23 protein-coding genes and 1 riboswitch are annotated in these 22,145 nt (G+C 59.7%); of the genes, 11 read left to right on the forward strand and 12 right to left on the reverse strand.

Translation table 11 applies throughout. From position 1 onward, the window contains the following. The first annotated feature begins 77 nt into the window (after positions 1-77). Positions 78-446 carry a hypothetical protein gene (locus IAI51_RS17935; protein WP_187679696.1) on the forward strand — a complete coding sequence of 123 codons (369 nt, stop codon included), beginning with the start codon at positions 78-80 and terminating at the stop codon, positions 444-446. A gap of 107 nt (positions 447-553) precedes the next feature. Here the strand turns inward: IAI51_RS17935 and fba are convergent, their stop codons facing one another. From fba to tkt, 6 genes are all read right to left on the reverse strand, one after another. After that, positions 554-1,618, reverse strand: a complete 1,065-nt coding sequence (gene fba, locus IAI51_RS17940; RefSeq protein ID WP_003177554.1) for a class II fructose-bisphosphate aldolase — start codon at positions 1,616-1,618, stop codon at positions 554-556. 126 nt (positions 1,619-1,744) lie between these two features. After that, positions 1,745-2,077, reverse strand: a complete 333-nt coding sequence (locus IAI51_RS17945) for an MliC family protein (protein WP_187679697.1) — start codon at positions 2,075-2,077, stop codon at positions 1,745-1,747. 56 nt (positions 2,078-2,133) lie between these two features. After that, positions 2,134-2,355: a hypothetical protein gene (locus IAI51_RS17950; protein WP_187679698.1), complete on the reverse strand. Its 222-nt coding sequence runs from the start codon at positions 2,353-2,355 to the stop codon at positions 2,134-2,136. A gap of 34 nt (positions 2,356-2,389) precedes the next feature. After that, complete coding sequence (locus IAI51_RS17955) at positions 2,390-3,553, reverse strand: phosphoglycerate kinase (RefSeq protein WP_187679699.1); 1,164 nt, start codon at positions 3,551-3,553, stop codon at positions 2,390-2,392. A gap of 12 nt (positions 3,554-3,565) precedes the next feature. Continuing rightward, positions 3,566-4,618 (reverse strand): erythrose-4-phosphate dehydrogenase, encoded by a 1,053-nt coding sequence (epd, locus tag IAI51_RS17960; RefSeq protein ID WP_187679700.1) that lies wholly within the window; start codon positions 4,616-4,618, stop codon positions 3,566-3,568. Positions 4,619-4,770: 152 nt separating this feature from the next. Continuing rightward, complete coding sequence (tkt, locus tag IAI51_RS17965) at positions 4,771-6,768, reverse strand: transketolase (RefSeq protein ID WP_187679701.1); 1,998 nt, start codon at positions 6,766-6,768, stop codon at positions 4,771-4,773. Between the two features lie 16 nt (positions 6,769-6,784). On the opposite strand from tkt, the gene IAI51_RS17970 reads away from it, so the two are divergent. The 5 genes from IAI51_RS17970 (at position 6,785) to IAI51_RS17990 (ending at position 11,636) form a co-directional block, all read left to right on the forward strand. Then, positions 6,785-7,003 (forward strand): hypothetical protein, encoded by a 219-nt coding sequence (locus IAI51_RS17970; RefSeq protein WP_187679702.1) that lies wholly within the window; start codon positions 6,785-6,787, stop codon positions 7,001-7,003. Positions 7,004-7,026: 23 nt separating this feature from the next. Further along, entirely contained in the window at positions 7,027-8,022 is a 996-nt protein-coding gene (locus IAI51_RS17975) for an ArsR/SmtB family transcription factor (RefSeq protein ID WP_187679703.1), read from the forward strand. Positions 8,023-8,040: 18 nt separating this feature from the next. Further along, a complete protein-coding gene (gene metK / locus IAI51_RS17980; RefSeq protein WP_187679704.1) occupies positions 8,041-9,231 on the forward strand; it encodes a methionine adenosyltransferase in 1,191 nt (396 codons plus the stop codon). A gap of 235 nt (positions 9,232-9,466) precedes the next feature. After that, positions 9,467-11,143, forward strand: a complete 1,677-nt coding sequence (gene ligB, locus IAI51_RS17985; protein WP_187679705.1) for an NAD-dependent DNA ligase LigB — start codon at positions 9,467-9,469, stop codon at positions 11,141-11,143. Positions 11,144-11,240: 97 nt separating this feature from the next. Continuing rightward, positions 11,241-11,636, forward strand: a complete 396-nt coding sequence (locus tag IAI51_RS17990) for a DUF1090 domain-containing protein (RefSeq protein WP_187679706.1) — start codon at positions 11,241-11,243, stop codon at positions 11,634-11,636. Positions 11,637-11,672: 36 nt separating this feature from the next. On the opposite strand, the gene IAI51_RS17995 is transcribed toward IAI51_RS17990, so the two are convergent. Beyond that, positions 11,673-12,122 (reverse strand): c-type cytochrome, encoded by a 450-nt coding sequence (locus tag IAI51_RS17995; protein WP_187679707.1) that lies wholly within the window; start codon positions 12,120-12,122, stop codon positions 11,673-11,675. A 128-nt stretch (positions 12,123-12,250) separates the two neighbouring features. Here IAI51_RS17995 and IAI51_RS18000 point away from each other — a divergent pair, with 128 nt between their 5' ends. Then, a complete protein-coding gene (locus IAI51_RS18000; RefSeq protein WP_187679708.1) occupies positions 12,251-13,423 on the forward strand; it encodes a murein transglycosylase A in 1,173 nt (390 codons plus the stop codon). 94 nt (positions 13,424-13,517) lie between these two features. Here IAI51_RS18000 and IAI51_RS18005 read toward each other — a convergent pair whose 3' ends face one another. Together IAI51_RS18005 and IAI51_RS18010 are read right to left on the reverse strand one after the other, a co-directional pair. Then, the gene (locus IAI51_RS18005) at positions 13,518-13,901 is read right to left on the reverse strand and encodes an MAPEG family protein (protein WP_187679709.1); all 384 of its coding nucleotides are present in this window, start codon (positions 13,899-13,901) and stop codon (positions 13,518-13,520) included. A 39-nt stretch (positions 13,902-13,940) separates the two neighbouring features. After that, the gene (locus IAI51_RS18010) at positions 13,941-14,774 is read right to left on the reverse strand and encodes an EamA family transporter (RefSeq protein ID WP_187679710.1); all 834 of its coding nucleotides are present in this window, start codon (positions 14,772-14,774) and stop codon (positions 13,941-13,943) included. A 157-nt stretch (positions 14,775-14,931) separates the two neighbouring features. On the opposite strand from IAI51_RS18010, the gene IAI51_RS18015 reads away from it, so the two are divergent. Beyond that, a complete protein-coding gene (locus IAI51_RS18015) occupies positions 14,932-16,194 on the forward strand; it encodes a cation:proton antiporter (RefSeq protein ID WP_187679711.1) in 1,263 nt (420 codons plus the stop codon). Between the two features lie 30 nt (positions 16,195-16,224). Here IAI51_RS18015 and IAI51_RS18020 read toward each other — a convergent pair whose 3' ends face one another. Continuing rightward, on the reverse strand, positions 16,225-17,088 hold the full coding sequence (locus IAI51_RS18020; RefSeq protein ID WP_187679712.1) for a LysR family transcriptional regulator: 864 nt from the start codon (positions 17,086-17,088) through the stop codon (positions 16,225-16,227). A 91-nt stretch (positions 17,089-17,179) separates the two neighbouring features. Between IAI51_RS18020 and IAI51_RS18025 the strand changes: the two genes are divergently transcribed. Both IAI51_RS18025 and IAI51_RS18030 read left to right on the forward strand, forming a co-directional pair. Next, positions 17,180-17,593: a VOC family protein gene (locus tag IAI51_RS18025; RefSeq protein ID WP_187679713.1), complete on the forward strand. Its 414-nt coding sequence runs from the start codon at positions 17,180-17,182 to the stop codon at positions 17,591-17,593. Positions 17,594-17,631: 38 nt separating this feature from the next. Continuing rightward, on the forward strand, positions 17,632-18,921 hold the full coding sequence (locus tag IAI51_RS18030; RefSeq protein ID WP_262410361.1) for a cation:dicarboxylate symporter family transporter: 1,290 nt from the start codon (positions 17,632-17,634) through the stop codon (positions 18,919-18,921). A gap of 2 nt (positions 18,922-18,923) precedes the next feature. Here the strand turns inward: IAI51_RS18030 and IAI51_RS18035 are convergent, their stop codons facing one another. Then, a complete protein-coding gene (locus IAI51_RS18035; RefSeq protein ID WP_187679714.1) occupies positions 18,924-19,820 on the reverse strand; it encodes a formate/nitrite transporter family protein in 897 nt (298 codons plus the stop codon). A 71-nt stretch (positions 19,821-19,891) separates the two neighbouring features. Beyond that, complete coding sequence (locus tag IAI51_RS18040; protein ID WP_187679715.1) at positions 19,892-20,299, reverse strand: acyl-CoA thioesterase; 408 nt, start codon at positions 20,297-20,299, stop codon at positions 19,892-19,894. Between the two features lie 197 nt (positions 20,300-20,496). After that, a riboswitch (S-adenosyl-L-homocysteine riboswitch) is annotated at positions 20,497-20,595 on the forward strand. Between the two features lie 23 nt (positions 20,596-20,618). Here IAI51_RS18040 and ahcY point away from each other — a divergent pair. Further along, positions 20,619-22,028, forward strand: a complete 1,410-nt coding sequence (ahcY, locus tag IAI51_RS18045) for an adenosylhomocysteinase (protein WP_187679716.1) — start codon at positions 20,619-20,621, stop codon at positions 22,026-22,028. The last annotated feature ends 117 nt before the right edge of the window (positions 22,029-22,145 follow it).

The raw sequence follows: 22,145 nt of genomic DNA on the forward strand, positions 1-22,145 counted from the left end.
AATCTGTTCTCGCAGCAACGGCTCCTTAGGGAAAACTCAAAGGAACTGAATTTAATAATTTACAGCGGAGGCTTCAAATGTCCCATTCAAATATGAAAGGTATTTACAACTCGTTTCCGAAAGGCCATCAACTTGTAATCACTACCATGGATGAATCGGCTGGTCGCTTTACAGGTACTTTTCTCACCGCTGCTGGCAAGGAAAACATCAGCGGCGGATTTAATTTTAACAACGCAGCCAAGAAAACTGATTTGAGCTTTTCAACACCCGACGCAAATTGGGCGTTCGAGGCTAAATACAACAGCGATGGTCCATACTTCGAGGAGTGGAACGGTCTTAAAAAAGAAAAGTCCAACCCCGAGGCCACTGCGCTATGGCCATTTTATAAGGACTTGTCGGGGGGTACTGCAGGACTGATAGTTGACGGAAGTGGCAGGGGAATGTAGGCGAAATATCCAAACAGCTCAGCGAGTGCCGATACTGAGTTGACCATTCCTAATGCACTAAAAAACCGCCCGACGGCGGTTTTTTAGTGTATCTACAACTCGAAGGCTTAGTTAACCTTAGCGTTCAACTCACCCTTCAGATAACGCTGATACATCGCTTCCAACGAAATCGGTTTGATCTTCGAAGCATTACCAGCAGTGCCGAACGCTTCATAACGAGCGATACAAACATCGCGCATCGCAGTCACGGTGGCGCCGAAGAATTTACGTGGGTCGAATTCGCTCGGGTTGGTGGCCATCAGGCGACGCATGGCGCCGGTGGATGCCAGACGCAGATCGGTGTCGATGTTGACCTTGCGCACGCCGTACTTGATGCCTTCGACGATTTCTTCAACCGGCACGCCGTAGGTTTCTTTGATGTCGCCGCCGTACTGGTTGATGATCGCCAGCCACTCTTGTGGAACCGAAGAGGAACCGTGCATCACCAGGTGGGTGTTCGGGATGCGTTTGTGGATTTCCTTGATGCGGTCGATGGCCAGCACGTCGCCGGTAGGCGGCTTGGTGAACTTGTAGGCGCCGTGGCTGGTGCCGATGGCGATGGCCAGGGCATCAACTTGAGTCTTCTTGACGAAGTCAGCGGCTTCTTCCGGGTCGGTCAGCATTTGGCTGTGATCCAGAACGCCTTCAGCGCCAATGCCGTCTTCTTCACCGGCCATGCCGGTTTCCAGCGAACCCAGGCAACCCAGTTCGCCCTCTACCGATACGCCGCAAGCGTGAGCCATGGCCACGGTTTGCTGAGTAACGCGCACGTTGTACTCGTAATCGGTCGGCGTCTTGCCGTCTTCGCCGAGGGAGCCGTCCATCATCACCGAGCTGAAGCCCAGTTGGATCGAGCGCTGGCAGACGTCAGGGCTGGTGCCGTGGTCTTGGTGCATGCACACCGGGATGTGCGGAAACTCTTCGATCGCGGCCAGGATCAGGTGACGCAGGAATGGCGCGCCGGCGTATTTGCGAGCGCCGGCCGAAGCCTGGACGATCACCGGGGAGTCAGTCTTGTCAGCGGCTTCCATGATGGCGCGCATCTGCTCAAGGTTGTTGACGTTGAAAGCTGGAACGCCGTAGCCGAATTCGGCTGCGTGGTCCAACATCTGGCGCATGCTGATAAGTGCCATTGTGTGTGTCTCTCCCGGTTGAGGGTCGTTAATCGTGCCAGCCTGCCGGAGCGGCGGCGGCTATTCAAGTGATTGCAGATCGGGGGTCGAAGCCCGGTCTGGTGATTCGATAAAGCAAATTCTGAATTACTGCGCCTTGCAGCCGCGTCCGATCAGGTCATTGGTAGCGACCCAGTACACCAGGCCTTCGTTACCCTTGATGTGAAACGCCAGCATGCCGTCGCTGTACAGCGTGCCCGAGGCGCCCGGCTCTTCTTTCAGGCGATAGACCTGATCACCGCCACCCAGTCGAACATCGACTTCTTTCTGGCCGGCATCGGTGTAACGCCACAGCACTTTGGCCTGGCTGTCGCAGGTCCAGGTGGTCCAGTTATCCGTGGGGGCGGACGACTGAAACAGGTTCAACTGCGCGCAACCGCCCAACAATGCCAACGCCGCAATGGCGATCAAGCCTTTCATCCGTGTTCCTCGACTGACGGCGCACGCCGCCAGCCCTGAGTTAAGAGTCAGACCCGTCAAGGACAACCATGTTCCTTGGCCGGGGTTTGCGCTTCGTATTTGTCCAGACCGTCCGGCCCCGAGCGCTTGTTCAGCACCGGGTTGGTTTCGGCCTGCCAGTCGGCCTGATAACAGCCCTTCTGCGACTCGCTGGGCGCCGGTGTCGCTTCTGCCTTCGGGTTACTCCCGCAGGCCGCCAGCGTACCGGTCAGCAACAACAATGCTAACGACTTGACCATGTGACCACTCCTTTGCCTGGCCTGACGGGCGGCCTCAGGCCTTGGCCCGGCTTTCCAGGACTTCTACGGCAGGCAGCACTTTGCCTTCGACGAATTCGAGGAACGCGCCACCACCGGTGGAAATGTAGGAGATTTGCTCAGCCACGCCATATTTATCGATGGCGGCCAGGGTGTCGCCACCGCCAGCAATCGAGAATGCGGAACTGTCAGCAATGGCTTGGGCCAGCACTTTGGTGCCGTTGCCGAACTGGTCGAATTCGAACACGCCGACCGGACCGTTCCACAGAATGGTTTTCGACGACTTCAGCAGTTCGGCGAAGTTGGCTGCGGTTTGCGGGCCAATATCCAGAATCATGTCGTCGGCAGCGACGTCAGCGATCAGCTTGACGGTGGCTTCAGCGCTTTCAGCGAACTCCTTGGCGCACACCACATCGACCGGCAACGGCACGCTGACCTTGGCGGCGATGGCGCGCGCGGTGTCCAGCAGGTCCGGCTCGTACAGCGACTTGCCAACCGGGTGACCGGCTGCGGCGAGGAAGGTGTTGGCGATGCCGCCGCCGACGATCAGTTGATCGCAGATCTGGCTCAGGCTGTTCAATACGTCGAGTTTGGTCGAGACCTTGGAGCCAGCAACGATGGCAGCCATTGGCTTGGCCGGAGCACCCAGGGCTTTGCCCAGTGCATCCAGTTCAGCGGCCAGCAGCGGACCGGCGGCGGCGATTTTGGCGAACTTGGCCACGCCGTGGGTTGAACCCTCGGCGCGGTGAGCGGTGCCGAACGCGTCCATCACGAACACGTCGCACAGCGCGGCGTATTGCTGGGCCAGCTCGTCGGCGTTCTTTTTCTCGCCTTTGTTGAAGCGCACGTTTTCGAACAGCACGATGTCGCCGGCCTTGACGTCAACGCCGCCCAGGTAATCGGCCACCAGCGGCACTTCGCGGCCCAGGGCCTTGCTCAGGTAGTCGGCGACTGGCTTGAGGCTGTTCTCGGCAGAGAACTCGCCTTCGGTCGGACGGCCAAGGTGCGAGCACACCATCACGGCCGCGCCTTTTTCCAGGGCCAGCTTGATGGTCGGCAGCGAAGCCAGGATACGCGCGTCGCTGGTGACAACACCGTCCTTGACTGGGACGTTGAGGTCTTCGCGGATCAATACGCGCTTACCTTGCAGATCGAGGTCGGACATCTTCAACACGGTCATGGGTCGCACTTCCTACGGTTTTTTTGAAGTTGCTGTTTGCAGATAGTGGTCTGCAACGTCCAGCATTCGGTTGGCAAAACCCCATTCGTTGTCGAACCAGGCCAGGATGTTCACCAGCTTTGGGCCGGAAACACGGGTCTGACTGGCATCGACGATGGCCGAATGTGGGTCATGGTTGAAATCACAGCTGGCGTGAGGCAATTCGGTATAGGCCAAAAGTCCTTTGAGCGGGCCGCTGGTGGCGGCTTCGCGCAGGATCCGGTTGACCTCGTTCGCGTCGGTCGCCGTGGCGGTCTGCATCGTGATGTCGAGGCAGGACACGTTGACCGTCGGCACGCGTACGGCTTTGGCCTGAATTCGCCCGGCAAGTTCCGGCAGCAGGCGTTCGATACCGCGTGCCAGACCCGTGGACACCGGGATCACCGACTGGAACGCCGAACGGGTGCGGCGCAGGTCTTCGTGGTGATAGGCATCGATCACTGGCTGATCGTTCATCGCCGAGTGAATCGTGGTGATCGACACGTAATCGAGGCCGATCGCCTTGTCGAGCAGACGCAACAGCGGCACGCCGCAGTTGGTGGTGCAGGAGGCGTTGGACACGAGCAACTCGTCGCCGGTCAGGCAATCCTGATTGACGCCGTAGACGATGGTGGCGTCGACATCCGCCTCGCTGGCCATCGGCTGCGAGAACAGCACGCGTGGCGCACCGGCGTCGAGGAAACGCTGGCCGTCGGCACGGGTGTGGTAAGCGCCGGAGCATTCAAGCACCAGATCGACGCCAAGCGACGCCCAATCGATGCCTTCGGGGGTGGCACTGCGCAGGACCTTCACGCAGTCGCCATTAATATGCAGACAATCGCCTTCAACCCGCACTTCGCCGGGAAAGCGGCCGTGGGTGGAGTCAAAGCGTGTCAGGTATTCGATGCTGGCCATGTCGGCCAGATCGTTGATCGCGACAATTTCAAACCCGGCCTTTTCGCCTCGCTCAAACAACGCACGCAAGACGCAACGACCAATCCGGCCGTAGCCGTTGAGTGCAACTTTGTAAGGACGCGGTTGAGGCATGGGGTTCTCGATTACCGTGGTGAATCAGGTAGTGCGATGTTGCCCGAACCATCGCTTTCGCGAGCAAGCTCGCTCCCACATGGGCAGTGCATAACCCTGTGGGAGCGAGCCTGCTCGCGAAGGCGTCAGTTCAGTCGACGCAACTGTCCGACTTAGTCTTCCAGCAGCTCTTCAGCCTGACCCAGGATGTTTTCCAGGGTAAAACCGAATTCTTCGAACAGCGCAGGCGCCGGCGCCGACTCACCGTAGGTGGTCATACCGATCACGCGACCTTCCAGACCCACGTACTTGAACCAGAAGTCGGCGTGAGCCGCTTCGATCGCGATACGTGCGCTGACCTGCAACGGCAGAACGGCTTGCTTGTAGCCGGCATCCTGAGCGTCGAACACGCTGGTGCAAGGCATGGAAACCACGCGCACCTTGCGGCCCTGCTCGGTCAGTTTGTCGTAAGCCTGAACCGCCAGACCCACTTCCGAACCGGTGGAAATCAGGATCAGCTCAGGCTCGCCTGCGCAGTCCTTCAACACATAGCCACCGCGGCTGATGTCGGCGATCTGGCCGGCATCGCGCTCTTGGTGCTGCAGGTTCTGACGCGAGAAGATCAGCGCCGATGGGCCGTCCTTGCGCTCCAGAGCGTTTTTCCAGGCCACCGCCGATTCAACGGCATCGGCTGGACGCCAGGTGTCGAGATTCGGCGTGGTGCGCAGGCTGGTCAGTTGCTCGATCGGCTGGTGCGTCGGGCCGTCTTCGCCCAGACCGATGGAGTCGTGGGTGTAGACGTGGATCACGCGCTTCTTCATCAGTGCCGACATGCGCACGGCGTTGCGAGCGTATTCCATGAACATCAGGAAGGTCGCGCCGTAAGGCACCAGGCCGCCGTGCAGAGTCACGCCGTTCATGATTGCGGTCATGCCGAATTCGCGCACGCCGTAGTACATGTAGTTGCCGCTGGCATCTTCAGCGCTGACGCCTTTGCAACCTTTCCACAGGGTCAGGTTGGAACCGGCCAGGTCAGCCGAACCGCCAAGCAGTTCCGGCAGCAAAGGGCCGAAGGCGTTCAGGGTGTTCTGGCTGGCTTTACGGCTGGCGATGGTTTCGCCTTTGGCGGCCACTTCAGCGATGTACGCCGAGGCTTTTTCCGAGAAGTCGGACGGCAGTTCACCGCTCAGACGACGGATCAGTTCGTTGGCTTCGGTCGGGAACGCAGCGGAGTAAGCAGCGAAACGCTGATCCCACTCGGCTTCAACCGCGCGGCCAGATTCTTTGGCATCCCATTCGGCATAGATGTCGGCCGGGATTTCGAACGGGCCGTGGTTCCAGTTCAGCGCCTGACGGGTCAGAGCGATTTCCGCGTCACCCAGTGGGGCGCCGTGGCAGTCTTCTTTACCCTGCTTGTTCGGCGAACCGAAACCGATGGTGGTCTTGCAGCAGATCAGGGTCGGCTGCGCGCTCTTGCGAGCGGTTTCGATGGCGGTCTTGATCTCTTCCGGGTCGTGACCGTCAACGTTGCGGATCACCTGCCAGTTGTAGGCTTCGAAACGCTTCGGGGTGTCATCGGTGAACCAGCCTTCGACTTCGCCGTCGATGGAGATACCGTTGTCATCGTAGAAGGCGATCAGCTTGCCCAGGCCCAAAGTACCGGCCAGGGAAGCGACTTCGTGGGAAATGCCTTCCATCATGCAGCCATCACCCAGGAACACGTAGGTGTGGTGGTCAACGATGTTGTGGCTCGGACGGTTGAACTGCGCCGCCAGGACTTTTTCTGCCAGGGCGAAGCCCACAGCGTTGGCCAGACCCTGACCCAGCGGGCCGGTGGTGGTCTCGACGCCCGGGGTGTAGCCGAATTCCGGGTGGCCCGGGGTGCGGCTGTGCAGTTGACGGAACTGCTTGAGGTCTTCGATCGACAGGTCGTAACCGGTCAGGTGCAGCAGCGAGTAGATCAACATCGAGCCATGGCCGTTGGACAGCACGAAGCGGTCACGATCGGCGAATGATGGATTGCTCGGGTTGTGCTTGAGGTAGTCGCGCCAAAGCACTTCGGCAATATCTGCCATACCCATAGGGGCACCGGGATGGCCGCTGTTGGCTTTTTGCACGGCATCCATGCTGAGGGCACGAATGGCGTTGGCACGCTCACGACGGCTAGGCATCGCTGATCTCCTGGGTGTGAATAAACTGGAACGGAAAAAAGGAGGGCATTTTCCCTCACCGGAGCGCCTCGGGGCAATGACAGATAGTCATGCAGAGGCGTTTTTCCAATGGATAGCGGCGGTTTCTGTTGGTGAAACCTTTCCGCTGCTCGTTTGTAGAGTTAACCATCTCGTGAGAAGTGCCATCTATCTAGCAATATCAAAACTTTTTGATATTGCTCTTGCGGGGATTTAACCCCGTCTCTAGACTGCTGCCCCATGAACTTACGCGCGCCTTCCATTAGCCATGACGATTGCGACGAGCTGGCGGCCCTGTGCAAGGCCGGCGGCGATCCGTTGCGGCTGAATGTATTGCGCGCGCTGGCCAACGATTCGTTTGGTGTACTGGAACTGGCACAGATTTTCGGCATTGGTCAGTCCGGTATGAGTCACCACCTCAAGGTCTTGGCGCAAGCCGAGCTGGTGGCAACTCGCCGTGAAGGCAACGCGATTTTCTATCGTCGCGCCCTACCCCATACCGAACTGCTGGGCGGCAAGTTGCACGCAGCGTTGTTAGAAGAAGTCGACAATCTGGCGCTGCCGGATGCCGTGCAGGCGCGCATCGCTCAAGTGCACGGGCAACGTGCTGCGGCCAGCCAGGACTTTTTCGCCCGGGTCGCGGAGAAATTCCGCGCCCAGCAAGACTTGATTGCCGGCCTGCCGCAGTACCGCGAAAGCGTGCTGGCCCTGCTCGACAAACTGAGCTTCAGTGGCGCTGCCACGGCCATTGAAGTCGGCCCCGGTGATGGAGCTTTTCTGCCGGAACTGGCGCGCCGCTTCAGCACCGTAACCGCGCTGGACAACAGCCCGGCGATGCTCGAACTGGCGCGTCAGGTATGTGAACGTGAACGACTGGCTAACGTCAGCCTGCAATTGGCCGATGCATTGAACGGCAGCAGCCTTCAGGCCGATTGCGTGGTACTGAATATGGTCTTGCACCATTTCGCCGCGCCGGCCGAAGCGCTCAAGCACATGGCCGACCTGCTGCAACCGGGCGGTAGCCTGCTCGTGACAGAGTTATGTAGCCACAACCAGAGTTGGGCCAGGGAGGCCTGCGGTGATCTGTGGTTGGGGTTTGAACAGGACGATTTGGCCCGTTGGGCCACCGCTGCGGGACTCGTTCCCGGGGAAAGCCTCTATGTAGGCTTACGTAATGGTTTCCAGATCCAGGTTCGCCACTTTCAGCGACCGGCTGGCGACATTCACCATCGGTAAATTCAGGAAAACATCGAGATGAGCGAATACTCCCTCTTCACCTCCGAGTCCGTGTCTGAAGGACATCCGGACAAAATCGCCGACCAGATTTCCGATGCGGTGCTGGACGCCATTATTGCCCAGGACAAACACGCACGCGTTGCGGTGGAAACCCTGGTCAAGACTGGCGTGGCCATCGTTGCCGGTGAAGTGACCACCAGCGCCTGGGTTGACCTGGAGCAGATCGTTCGTGACGTTATCTGCGACATCGGCTACACCAGCTCCGAAGTCGGCTTCGACGGCGCCACCTGCGGCGTGATGAACATCATCGGCAAGCAGTCCCCCGACATCAACCAGGGCGTTGACCGTGCCAAGCCTGAAGATCAGGGCGCCGGCGACCAGGGCCTGATGTTCGGCTATGCCAGCAACGAAACCGACGTTTTGATGCCAGCGCCGATCACCTTCTCGCACCAGCTTGTGCAAAGGCAAGCCGAAGCCCGTAAATCGGGTCTGCTGCCTTGGCTGCGTCCGGACGCCAAGTCGCAAGTGACCTGCCGTTACGAAGGCGGCAAGGTTGTCGGTATCGACGCCGTTGTACTGTCGACCCAGCACAACCCTGAAGTGTCGTACAAAGACCTGCGCGAAGGCGTGATGGAGCTGATCGTCAAGCACGTACTGCCGGCCGAACTGCTGAGCAAAGACACCCAGTTCCACATCAACCCGACCGGCCAGTTCATCATTGGCGGCCCGGTAGGTGACTGCGGTCTGACCGGTCGCAAGATCATCGTCGACAGCTACGGCGGCATGGCCCGTCACGGTGGCGGCGCGTTCTCCGGCAAGGATCCATCGAAGGTTGACCGTTCGGCGGCCTACGCCGGCCGTTACGTTGCCAAGAACATCGTCGCTGCCGGCCTGGCCGAGCGTTGCGAGATCCAGGTTTCCTACGCGATCGGTGTGGCCCAGCCTACCTCGATTTCGCTGAACACCTTCGGCACCGGCAAGATCAGCGATGACAAGATCGTCAAACTGGTGCGTGAAGTGTTCGACCTGCGTCCATACGCGATCACCACCATGCTCGACCTGCTGCACCCGATGTACCAGGAAACTGCAGCTTACGGCCACTTCGGCCGTGCTTCGCAGACCAAGACTGTTGGCGAAGACACCTTCACCACCTTCACTTGGGAAAAAACCGACCGCGCCGACGCTTTGCGTACTGCTGCCGGCCTGTAATAACCTGGCTGCATGAAAAGCCCCGCACGGTTTGCGCCGTGCGGGGCTTTTTTTGTGCCTGAAATGCGACTCCTGAATCCAAACGGATAACCCTGTGGGAGCGGGCTTGCCCGCGAAGAGGCCTGCAAGAGCGACATCAATTTGCGCATTGAAACACTCCGCAAAACACCACGCCGACCCAACTCAAAATCCTCGCCTAGCCTTCAAGCATTCCCTTTGAGCAAGGACGCTCACGATGCATGCCACGCTGCGCCTGTTGATTACTTTTCTGCTGACGCTCCCTACGCTAAACGCCTACGCCGAATGCCCGAATTGGCCACCTGCCCAAGCCCAACGCGAAATCACCGCTCTGCAAAAACAGCTCGACCAATGGGACGACGCCTACCACCGCGAAGGCCGCTCATTGATTGCCGACGAACTTTACGACCAGTCGCGCGTGCGGCTCAGCGAGTGGCGAGGCTGTTTCAAATCGCCAGCGACGATCGAGCCTGTGCGCACGGTCTCCGGCGCTGTCGCCCATCCAATCGCCCACACCGGCCTGGATAAACTTCACAAAGCCGAGGCCGTGCAAGCCTGGCTGCGTGATCGCCAAGGGGTATGGGTACAACCCAAGGTCGATGGCGTGGCGGTGACGCTGATTTATCGCGATGGACTTTTGCAGCAAGCGACCAGTCGCGGCGACGGCATCAGCGGACAGGACTGGACGGCGTCGGCGCGCATGATCGGCGCTATTCCTCAGCGACTGAAACAACCGCTGGATCTGCTCGTGCAGGGCGAACTCTATTGGCGTCTGACCGAGCATGTTCAGGCTCAAGCCGGCAGCGTCAACGCCCGCGCCACGGTGGCCGGCCTGATGAGACGCAAATCGCTGAGCGCTGAACAAGCCGCCGGGATCGGGCTGTTCGTTTGGGACTGGCCGCAAGGGCCAGCAGACTTGCCTGAAAGGTTATCGAGATTGGCGGCGCTGGGGTTCGCCGCAACAGAACCCTACAGCCATCCCGTCCCGCAATTCGTCGAGGCACAAGAATGGCGCGAGCATTGGTATCGCTCTCCCCTGCCATTCGCCACTGACGGTGTGGTTTTGCGCCAGAGCCGGCGCCCACCCGCCGAGCGCTGGCAGGCGCGTTCGCCGTACTGGGCCATCGCCTGGAAATATCCATTTGCCCAGGCACTGGCCGAAGTGCGCAAAGTGAATTTCAAGATCGGTCGCACCGGGCGCATCACGCCGGTGCTGGAACTGACGCCCGTCATGCTCGATGACCGGGAGATCAAACGGGTCAGCGCCGGCTCACTCAAACGCTGGCAGGAGCTGGACATCCGCCCCGGCGATCAAGTGGCAATCAGTCTCGCCGGCCTGACGATTCCGCGACTCGACAGCGTTGTATGGCATAGCACTGAACGTGCGGAACTCAAAATCCCCAGCGCCAGCGACTTTCATGCCTTGAGTTGCTGGCAACCTACACCCGGTTGCGAAAGTCAGTTTCTCGCCCGCCTGACCTGGCTCAGTGGCAAGCAAGGACTGGCCATGCCGCATTTCGGTCGCGGCACCTGGGAGAAACTTCTCGAAACAGGCCGTCTGAAAAACCTGCTGGATTGGTTGACCCTCGACGAGCCAGAGCTTGCTAACATTGCCGGCTTCGGCGAACGCAGCAGCGCGCGCCTGATGCACAGTATTCACAGCGCTCGCCAACGGCCGTTTGCCCAATGGCTCAAGGCCTTGGGTTTACCGGCGACCGGTCAGGCGCAACTCCCTGACTCGTGGCTGGTGCTGGCCCAACGTGACACCGAGCAATGGCAGGCAGAACCCGGCATCGGCCCCGGTCGCGCGGCGCAATTGAGCGCATTCTTCCGCGACCCGCAGGTGCTAGCCTTGAGCGAAACTTTACACGCCGCCGGAATTGACGGTTTCTGAACATGCAATCCCGGCACGCCGGGAACCCGTCGGCCACTGAGGCGCTCCAACAGCGCAGTGCCCAACCGACCCGATTGTCTTTGCACATGGAGCTTTTATGAAATTTCTCGCACCGCTCGCCCTGCTCACCCTCTGCGCCGCCATGGCCGCTCCCGTGATGGCCGACGAAGATGCTCCGGGCCTGACCGGTTGCGCTGCCAAGAAGCAGGGCATCATCAACCAGATCGAACAGGCCAAGTCGCGCGGTAATGCCGATCAGGAGGCGGGCCTGGAAACTGCTCTGCGTGAGGTCACCGAGCATTGCACCGACGCAGGCCTGAAAAAGGAACGCGAGAACAAGGTGCTGGAAGCCAAGCACGAAGTCAGCCAGCGCCAGGCTGACCTCGACAAAGCCATGAAGAGAGGCGACCCGGAAAAGATCGACAAGCGCAAAAACAAGCTCGCCGAGTCGCGTAAAGAGTTGCAGGACGCGCTGGATCAGATCGATAAGTAAAAAATCAAAAGATCGCAGGCTGTGATCTTTTAAATCTCAATGATCGCGAAACTCTTTATGGCAAGCGCTGCAGGCATCTTCGACTTTCTGCACCGCAGGCCCGAGATTACTGGCCTTGTAAGGCTGAACCTTGCTGGCGATCACCAATTCACCGGTGGCCGCTTCAAGGTTGCGAGCCATTTCCTGAAAGCGGGCCTGCTTTTGCCAGACATCGTCCTTGGCACTGGTGTGATCTTCTTCGCGAACCTGCGGAAAATGCTTCCACGGCTCATGGGACAGCGCATCGAGTTTCACCGCACCCTCGGCGAATTTCGGTCCGTCGAATGGAATGCGTCCACGCAACATGCCACCCAGGTCTTCGCCGGTGTTGAGCATCTGTTTGAAGATCGCCTTGCGTTGCCCCAGCGGAGAATTCGGATCGACACCGCCACAGGCGGACAAGGTCAGACAGGCCAGCAATACAACAGAAATACGTTTAAGAGTCATGGTGGCTTCAGGTCACGGAAATCGGCGGCCAGTATCCCCGCGTCACCGATAAACACCAATAGCCCTATTAAAAATACGGGTTGCTTGAGCGCATGGAGCACTGAGGCAACCGGCATAGGAATCACTGCATGAACAGCCGTTTCAAGGCCTGGCGTCACCCACTGATCACGACCCTGCCATTGCTGGCCATTCTTGCCGGCTGCACCGGTGGCGACAGCGCCAAGCCGAAAACCCATGCGCTAGCCACTTATTCCACCGCGACGTGGGAAGCACTGCCGGCGGTGTCCGACAGCGATCTGGTCGCCGGTTTCGGTTCGTGGCGCAGCGCCTGTACTCGACTCAAGGCCGATCCGGTCTGGGGCACTACCTGCGCAGCGGCAGCCAACGTGCCGCAGAGCGCCAACGAGATCCGCGCCTTTCTGAAACAGAACCTTGATGTCTTCGGCCTGCGCGCGGAGAACGACAACCCCAACGGTCTGATCACCGGCTACTACGAGCCGGTCTACCCCGGCAGCCTTACGCCAACCGAAACGGCGAACGTACCGGTTTACGGCGTGCCCGAGGACATGATCATTGTTTCGCTGGACAGTATTTATCCGGAGCTTAAAGGCAAGCGCCTGCGCGGGCGCCTGGAAGGTCGGGTGCTCAAGCCGTACGACGACTCAGCGACCATTGAATCGAAAGGCGTGAAAGCACCGGTGGTGGCCTACCTCACTGACCCGATGAACCTGCAATTCCTGCAGATCCAGGGTTCCGGGCGGATCCAGACACAAGACGGGAAACAGCTCCGCATCGCCTACGCCGACCAAAACGGCCATCCGTACCGGCCCATCGGCCGCTGGCTGGTCGAGCAAGGCGAGCTGAAAAAAGAAGACGTGACCATGGGCGCGATCAGCAACTGGGCCAAGGCCAACCCGTCGCGCATCCCGGAACTGCTGGGCAGCAACCCGAGCTACGTGTTCTTCACCCGTAACCCCGACAGCAACGAAGGCCCGCGCGGATCGCTGAACGTGCCACTCACGGCCGGCTACAGCGCTGCAGTGGATCGCAAGGTTATTCCGTTGGGCAGCCTGTTGTGGCTATCGACCACGCGCCCCGATGGCACGGCACTGGTGCGGCCAGTGGCAGCGCAGGATACCGGCGGTGCGATTGCCGGCGAGGTGCGTGCGGATCTGTTCTGGGGCACCGGTGATGCGGCCGGGCAATTGGCCGGGGACATGAAACAGCAGGGGCAGATCTGGATGCTCTGGCCAAAAGGCGCGGCGTTGCCGCAAGTGCCGCAGGTGGCAGATAAGCCATAAAAGCAAAAGATCGCCGCCTGCGGCAGCGCCTACAGGGAAACGCGAAGTCCTCTGTAGGAGCTGCCGCAGGCGGCGATCTCTTGATCCTGTTTTTCTACACGGACACAAAGAAGAACGAAGCAATCAACCCCATCCCCACTAACCACACCAGCGAACGCAGAACCGCCCAGTCCGCCAGGTAGCAGATGATGTACAGCAGGCGACTGGTGATAAACAGTACCGCCAGCACATTCACCGTCACCAGCTCCGCAGTCCCCACCAGATGCGCGACGATCACCGCCACGGCAAACGCCGGCATCACTTCGAAACTGTTCAGTTGCGCCGCATGCGCCCGCCGGGCCACACCATCAACGCTGTCGAGAAAATCCCGGGGATCGTGATTGTCCCTCAGCCTGAAACCGCCCGAGGCCTTGGCCACAATCGTGCACACATACGGCAAGAAGATCGCGATCAACACACACCACAGAGCCACCGTCATAACGCCGTCCTTTGTTCGAGTTATAGAATTCGCGGGCGGTCAGAACTTCATCACCAGCATGCCGATCAGCACCAACCCACAGGCTAAGAGCCGTGGCCGGCCAAAAGGTTCTTTCAGGTAGCGCATGCCGAACAGCACCACCAGAATCACACTGATCTCGCGCAACGCCGCCGCTTCCGCAATAGAGCCCAACTGCATCGCCCATAGCACCAGAGCGTAGCTGAACAACACGCAGAATCCGACCGTCAGCCCCAGCTTCCATTGTTCACGCCAGAACTGCATGAACGCCGGGCGTTTGGCGACCCACGCCAGCAGCGGAAACGGCCAGGCGCTGAGTAGCGTGACCCAGACCAGATAATCCAGCGGATGCGACCAGCGCCGCAGCGCCTGCCCATCGATGTAGGTGTAGCTACCGATACACAGGCCAATCAGCGCCACCACCGGCAGCATTGACCATGGCAAATGCTTCCCGCCACCGCCCTGCCACAGCAGGCAAACCATGCCGAATGGAATCAGCATGATCCCGAAGATCTGCTGCGTGGTCAGCACTTCACCGGCAAAGATCAGGGTCAGCGCCAGCACCACCAGCGGCGACAAACCACGCATCAACGGATAGACCAGCCCGAGGTCGCCGACCCGATAGGCCTGAATCAGCAGATAGCGATAGAGCAACTCGAAGGCTGCCGAAGCGAGAATCCACGGCCAGATCTGCGCAGGCGGCAAACTCACGAAGGGCAGCGCAACGGCGACAACCAGCAGCGCAACGGTGTCCATGCACGCCACCACCAGCAGCCGTTCGGCGCTGAATTTGATCAGGGTATTCCACGCCGCATGCAACAGCGCCGCCACCAACACCAGAGCTGTCGCCAACACGTTTCACTCCTTGATTTTTATGGTTGACCCTACACCAATGTGTGCGGCTGACCAACTGAGAGGACACAGTTGTGTCCCCGCCCCGAATCAGCCCATCCAACCCTTGCCCCGAAGAATCGGTGCGCTGTCTTTCCACTCCTCATCCAAAGGACCCCGGATGCTTGAACTCGTAGCCGCTTTCATCTGCCTCACCACCCTCCTCACCTTCGTCAATTTCCGCTTCATCGGCCTGCCACCCACCATCGGCGTGATGGTCACCGCTCTGCTGTTCTCCCTGCTGCTGCAAGGCCTGAGCCTGCTCGGCTATCCCGGCCTCGAAGAACGCGTGGAGCAACTGATCGGCCAGATCGACTTCGGCGATCTGCTGATGAACTGGATGCTCTCGTTCCTGCTGTTTGCCGGCGCCCTGCACGTCAACCTGAACGACCTGCGCAGCTACCGCTGGCCCATCGGCCTGCTGGCAACCTTCGGTGTGCTGATCGCCACCGCCGTGATCGGCAGCCTCGCCTATTACATTTTTGCCCTGTTCGGCTGGCACGTGAGCTTCCTCTACTGCCTGCTTTTCGGCGCACTGATTTCCCCGACCGACCCGATCGCGGTGCTCGGCGTATTGCGTACCGCCAACGCTTCGAAACCACTGAAAACCACGATCGTCGGCGAGTCACTGTTCAACGACGGCACTGCGGTTGTGGTATTCACCGTGTTGCTGGGCATCGCCCAACTCGGCGAGACCCCGACCGTCGGCGCCACCGCCATGCTGTTCGCTCACGAAGCCATCGGCGGTGTGCTGTTCGGTGGGCTGATCGGTTATCTGGTCTACCTGATGATCAAGAGCATCGAGCAACACCAGATCGAAGTGATGCTGACCCTGGCACTGGTGATCGGCGGTTCGGCGATGGCGTCCGAGCTGCACGTCTCCGCGCCGATTGCGATGGTGGTCGCCGGTCTGATCATCGGTAACCTGGGCCGCAACCTGGCGATGAATGACATGACGCGCAAATACCTCGACGGCTTCTGGGAGCTGCTCGATGACATGCTCAACGCGCTGCTGTTTGCGTTGATCGGTATGGAACTGTTGCTGCTGCCGTTCAACTGGTTGCATGTGGCAGCGGCAAGTTTGCTGGCGGTGGCGATTCTGTTGTCACGTCTGCTGACCGTGGCCCCGGCGATCCTGCTGCTGCGGCGCTGGCGCACAGTGCCGAGCGGCACCATCCGGATCCTGACGTGGGGCGGTTTGCGCGGTGGTGTTTCAGTGGCACTGGCGCTGGCCCTGCCGCTGGGCGCGGAACGTGATCTGCTGCTAAGCATCACCTACATCGTGGTGCTGTCGTCGATCCTGTTGCAGGGTCTGACCATCGGCAAACTGGTCAAGCACGCGACTCGCAACGAGCCGGGTGATGTGACGCAACCCGCACACTGACGCCTCAACGCGGCACCGTCGCGGAGCCCTTCACGACGCACTGCCCAGCAGGTCAAGCAGATGCCGCATCGCCAACGGGCGGTGCGGTGTCGAACCATGCATCACCACCAACTCCCGCGTGTAACGCTGCCCGCCGTCCACCGGCATGACGCACAAGCCGTCCAGTGCCATCCCTGCCCATTGCGGCACCAGCGATACGCCCATCCCCTGTGCGACCAGCATGACGATGGTCTCCAGCGCATCCAGTTCGCACAGCACATTCGGCTCGATACTTTGTTCATCGAGGTAGCGCTGGGCAATCTGCCCACCCCAAGAGCGCGCGTCATAACGAATGAATGGATGTTCGCGCAGCAGCGCTTCAAGTGACTGCCCGGCATGCCTGGCCGGGGCAACCAGAATCAGCGGCTCGACCTTGAGCACAGTCAGCGCCAAGGCTTTCGGCGGCTGGAACGGTGGCCTGACCAGAATCGCCGCGTCCAGCTCCCCAGCGAGCACCTTCTCGTAAAGACTTTTTGAATCGCCGGGGGTGATCTTCAGCTTCAAATCCGGTGCCGAAAGCGCCAGTCGCTCGATCAAGCCCGGCAACACGCCGGTCAGCGCGGTGGAAATGGCACCGATTGTCACTTCACCGAACAGCCCATCGTGGTGCAGGTCGCCGTGTAACTCTTGCGCCAGTTCGATGATTGCCCTGATCTTCGGCAGGATCAGCAAGCATTGGTCCGAGGACCGGGCGGCGTGCGCGGTACGCAGCAGTAACGTGCAACCCAGCGCGCGTTCGAGCGCCTGGACTCGCTGACTGATTGCTGCCGCCGTGCGATTTTCTCGCCGCGCGGCCGCCGCAATCGAACCGGCTTCAACCACCGCGACCAAACTGTTCAAGAACCTGACATCCATAAGTTTTCCTTTCGCTCAGAACAAGGCGAAGCCGTTATGCCCCGCCGCACGGTCTGTTTACCCTGAGCGCTCCTTCACTTGGGGACATCACATGAACAGACCTTTTCACGCTGCATACCATGTTTGCGACCTGGAACAGGCGCGGACTTTTTATCGAGATGTGTTGGGCTGCACCGAAGGCCGCAGTACCGAGACCTGGGTCGACTTCGATTTTTTCGGCAATCAGATCTCGCTGCACGTGGGCACGCCTTTTGCCACCACGCGCACCGGCCAAGTCGGCGAGCACAAAGTGCTGATGCCACACATTGGCGTCGTGCTGCCGCTGGAGGAGTGGCTGGCGTTGGCCGAGCGCCTGAACCGCCTAGGCACTGTTTTTGAAATTCCACCGGTAATCCGCTTCGCCGGCGAACCCGGCGAGCAGCGCACGATGTTCTTTCTCGACCCCAGCGGCAACCCGATTGAGGTCAAGGGTTTCAAGGATTTCGCCGGTCTTTTCGCACACTGAGCTTCCCCCCAACAAACACAAGAAAAAAGGGGCAAAACATGACTACCAGGAAACCTACCAGCCTTGTCACCCGCATCATGATCGGGCTGGCGGCCGGTATAATCGTCGGCATCCTTCTCAACCAGTTTCCCGAACACAAGCTCTGGTTCATCGACAACCTGCTGCAACCGGCAGGCGATCTGTTCATCAGACTGATGAAGATGATCGTCGTACCGCTGGTCTTTGCGTGCATGGTGGTCGGCATTGCCGGGGCAGGCAGCACCAAGGCTCTGGGGCGAGTCGGGATCAAGACGCTGGTGTATTTCTTCACGATCACCAGCATCGCCATTGTCTTCGGCCTGGTCGTCGGCAATGTATTCCAACCGGGTGCTGGAGCCGACTTCAGCAGTACGCTGCAGTCGCCGGTGTCCGGTCTGGTCAGCACGGGCGAAACGCAGAACCTGGGCCGCACCCTGGTCAACATCGTTCCGGACAACATCGTGCTGGCCATGTCCCAGGGCAAACTGCTGTCAGTGCTGTTTTTCGCCATCCTGTTCGGCTGCGCCTTGTCGATGCTGCCAGAACAGCAAAAAGCACCGTTGATCGCCGTGATGCAGGCAGTCTCGGACACCATGTTCAAGGTCACGCATCTGGTCATGCACTATTCGCCGATCGGGATCTTCGGCCTGATCGGGGTGACCGTGGCCAGTTTCGGTCTCAGTGCCTTGCTGCCGCTGGCCAAGCTGATTGGCATCACCTATGTGGCGGTACTTCTGTTCGCGCTGTGCGTGCTGGGAGTAGTGGCGCGAATGGCCGGCGTCAGGTTTTTCCACCTTGTGCGAGAGATCCGCAGTGAGCTGCTACTGGCTTACAGCAGCGCCGCCTCGGCCACGGTGATGCCGCAACTGATCGAGAAAATGGAGCGATATGGGGCGCCACGCCCAATCACCAGCATGGTCATTCCACTGGGTTACTCGTTCAATCTCGACGGCGCTTCACTGTTCGCCGGGCTGGGCACGCTGTTCATCGCCCAGGCCTACGGCATCGACCTGGGTCTGGCCGACCAGGCGATGCTGGTGCTGATCATGGTGTTGACGTCCAAAGGCGCGGCGGGGGTTCCGGGCTTCATGTTCATCATCCTGACCGCCACCCTGACCGCCGCCGGCTTGCCAGTGGAAGGCGTGGCCATCATCGCCGGTGTCTACCGATTGATGGACATGCCGGTGACCGCGCTCAATGTGTTGGGCAACGCCTTGGCGCCGCTGGTCATCGCTCGCTGGGAAGGACAGCTCAAGGCCCCTGAGAGCGAGCCGGTTACAGAACCGCTCAGCCCGCCGTTCAAGGCCTGAAACTATTGCGTCTTGCGGTCGGAATCATCGTCGCGGGGTTCGCCAGTGTCTGGTTTATCAGCCTTTGGCGCCCCGCTCTCGCTGCGGATCTGTGCATGACTGATCAGGGCAAAAATGAAACTGCCGCCGATGATGTTGCCCGCCAAGGTCGGCCCGGCGAACACCATCCAGAAATCACTCCACGGCAATTCGCCGGCAAACACCAGATATGACACTTCTGCCGAACCCACCACGATGTGGGTGAAATCGCCGAGCGCCATGAGGTAGGTGATGAGGATGATGATCCACATCTTCGCGCTCTCCATGGACGGAATCATCCAGACCATGGTGGCGATCATCCAGCCGGAAATTATGCCTTTGGCGAACATCTGACTGGCATGGTTTTCCATGACCTTGCGGCCGATTTCGAGAAAGGCGTGGTCCGTCTTGGTGTCGAAGATCGGCAGTTCCAGCATCACGTACGCCACCAGAATCGTGCCGCACAGATTGCCAAACAGCACCACCGTCCAAAGGCGGATCAGCCGGCCGAAATTGAGCAGGGTCGGTTTGGTCATCACTGGCAGCACGGCAGTCAGGGTGTTTTCGGTGAACAGTTGCTGGCGGGCGAGAATCACCGCGAGAAAGCCTGCGCAGTAGCCGAAACTGGCAATCACCTTGAATTCGTCGCCGTCGGGCAACCGCGAGGTGAGCAGCCCCATCCCCATCAGCGACAGGCCCATGGTCAGGCCGGCGGCGAGTGCCGACCACCACAGTGCGGCGATGCTGCGCTCCAATTCCTGATCGCCTTGGGAGCGGATGATTTCATGCAGAACCGCCGCGCGGGGCGGCTGGCTTTTCTCGACTTCGTGTTGCTCTTTGGCCGAGAGGTCGGGGGTCTTGCCGTCTGTCGGAGTGGTCATGGCGTGGGAACCGGTTGGGGGCTTTTAGCTACGACCCTTGCCGTTCGGAATACGTTCTGTAGGGGCTCGCATTACTCGCTGACTGATTCATCTTCCTTGAACTGATCTTTGACGTACCTGATCTCCGTGCGCCCGTGCGGTGCCGGCAAGCCGTCTTCGCCCAGATTCACGAAAACCATTTTCTCGACGGTGAGAATGCTCTTGCGGGTGATCTTGTTGCGCACTTCACAGGTCAGCGTGATCGAGGTGCGGCCGAACTCGGTGGCGGTGATGCCCAGTTCGATGATGTCGCCCTGGCGCGAGGCGCTGACGAAGTTGATTTCGGAGATGTACTTGGTCACCACGCGCTGATTGCCCAACTGAACGATGGCGTAGATGGCCGCCTCTTCGTCGATCCAGCGCAGCAGGCTACCGCCGAACAGGGTGCCGTTGGGGTTCAGGTCTTCGGGTTTTACCCATTTGCGGGTGTGGAAATTCATGTTTACTCCTGAGCGTTTGCCGAAAGATGGGCGCCATCTTGGCAGACCGAGCGGTCAGGCTCCATGCGGCTTCGACTATGGTCGCCATTAGCGATCTTCATTTGGCCGACAGAAACCCTTTGGAAGATCAGTCTAGACGGCTATAATCGCTCCCGTTTCAAAACGGTAACGTTCACTTGCTACCGTTTTCCCGCCACCTGTCCGAGGGGCGCTGCAGCAGGTTCATCCTGTCAGGCTCGGATGGGGCGTTGACTGGCCTTGGCCGGACACTAAACGCACAACGGCGCCCATTCGCATACATTACGAATGGAGGCTCTTCATGAGCGCTGTTACCACGCCTGCAGATTTTACCGATTACAAAGTTGCCGACATGTCCCTGGCTGCCTGGGGCCGTCGCGAAACCATCATCGCCGAATCGGAAATGCCGGCCCTGATGGGTCTGCGTCGCAAGTACGCCGGCGAACAGCCGTTGAAAGGCGCCAAGATCCTCGGCTGCATCCACATGACCATTCAGACTGCCGTGCTGATCGAAACCCTGGTTGCCCTGGGTGCCGAAGTTCGCTGGTCGTCCTGCAACATTTTCTCGACTCAGGATCAGGCTGCTGCCGCTATCGCTGCTGCCGGCATCCCGGTTTTCGCCTGGAAAGGCGAGACTGAAGAAGAGTACGAGTGGTGCCTGGAGCAGACCATCCTGAAGGATGGCCAGCCATGGGACACCAACATGATCCTCGACGACGGCGGCGACCTGACCGAGCTGCTGCACAAGAAATACCCACAGGTGCTGGATCGCGTTCACGGCGTGACCGAAGAAACCACCACCGGCGTACACCGTCTGCTGGACATGCTGGCCAAGGGCGAGCTGAAAATCCCGGCCATCAACGTCAACGACTCGGTGACCAAGTCCAAGAACGACAACAAGTACGGCTGCCGTCACAGCCTGAACGATGCGATCAAGCGCGGTACCGACCACCTGCTGTCCGGCAAGCAAGCGCTGGTCATCGGTTACGGTGACGTGGGCAAGGGCTCGGCTCAGTCCCTGCGTCAGGAAGGCATGATCGTTAAAGTTTCCGAAGTTGACCCGATCTGCGCCATGCAAGCGTGCATGGACGGTTTCGAACTGGTTTCGCCGTTCATCGACGGTATCAACGACGGTTCCGAAGCAAGCATCGACAAAGCGCTGCTGGGCAAGATCGACCTGATCGTGACCACCACCGGTAACGTCAATGTTTGCGACTCCAACATGCTCAAAGCCCTGAAGAAGCGCGCTGTTGTCTGCAACATCGGTCACTTCGACAACGAAATCGACACTGCTTTCATGCGCAAGAACTGGGCATGGGAAGAAGTGAAGCCACAGGTACACAAGATCCACCGTACCGGTGCTGGCGCGTTCGACGCACAGAACGACGACTACCTGATCCTGCTGGCCGAAGGCCGTCTGGTGAACCTGGGCAACGCCACGGGTCACCCGAGCCGCATCATGGACGGTTCGTTCGCCAACCAGGTGCTGGCGCAGATCTTCCTGTTCGGCCAGAAGTACGCCGACCTGTCGCCAGCCCAGAAAGCCGAGCGTCTGACCGTTGAAGTACTGCCGAAGAAACTCGACGAAGAAGTGGCCCTGGAAATGGTTCGCGGCTTCGGCGGCGTGGTCACTCAACTGACCAAGCAACAGGCTGACTACATCGGCGTGACCGTCGAAGGCCCGTTCAAGCCGCACGCTTACCGCTACTGATTGGCTGAGCGTCGACGCGGTGTGCCTGGCGCACTGCGTTGCCTGACTGACGCTGCTGACCGCTCTGTGTAGGAGCTGCCGCAGGCTGCGATCTTTTGATTTTCAAAGATCGCAGCC

Origin of the sequence: Pseudomonas sp. N40(2020) (assembly GCF_014472415.1) — a bacterium.
Taxonomy (GTDB): Bacteria; Pseudomonadota; Gammaproteobacteria; order Pseudomonadales; family Pseudomonadaceae; genus Aquipseudomonas.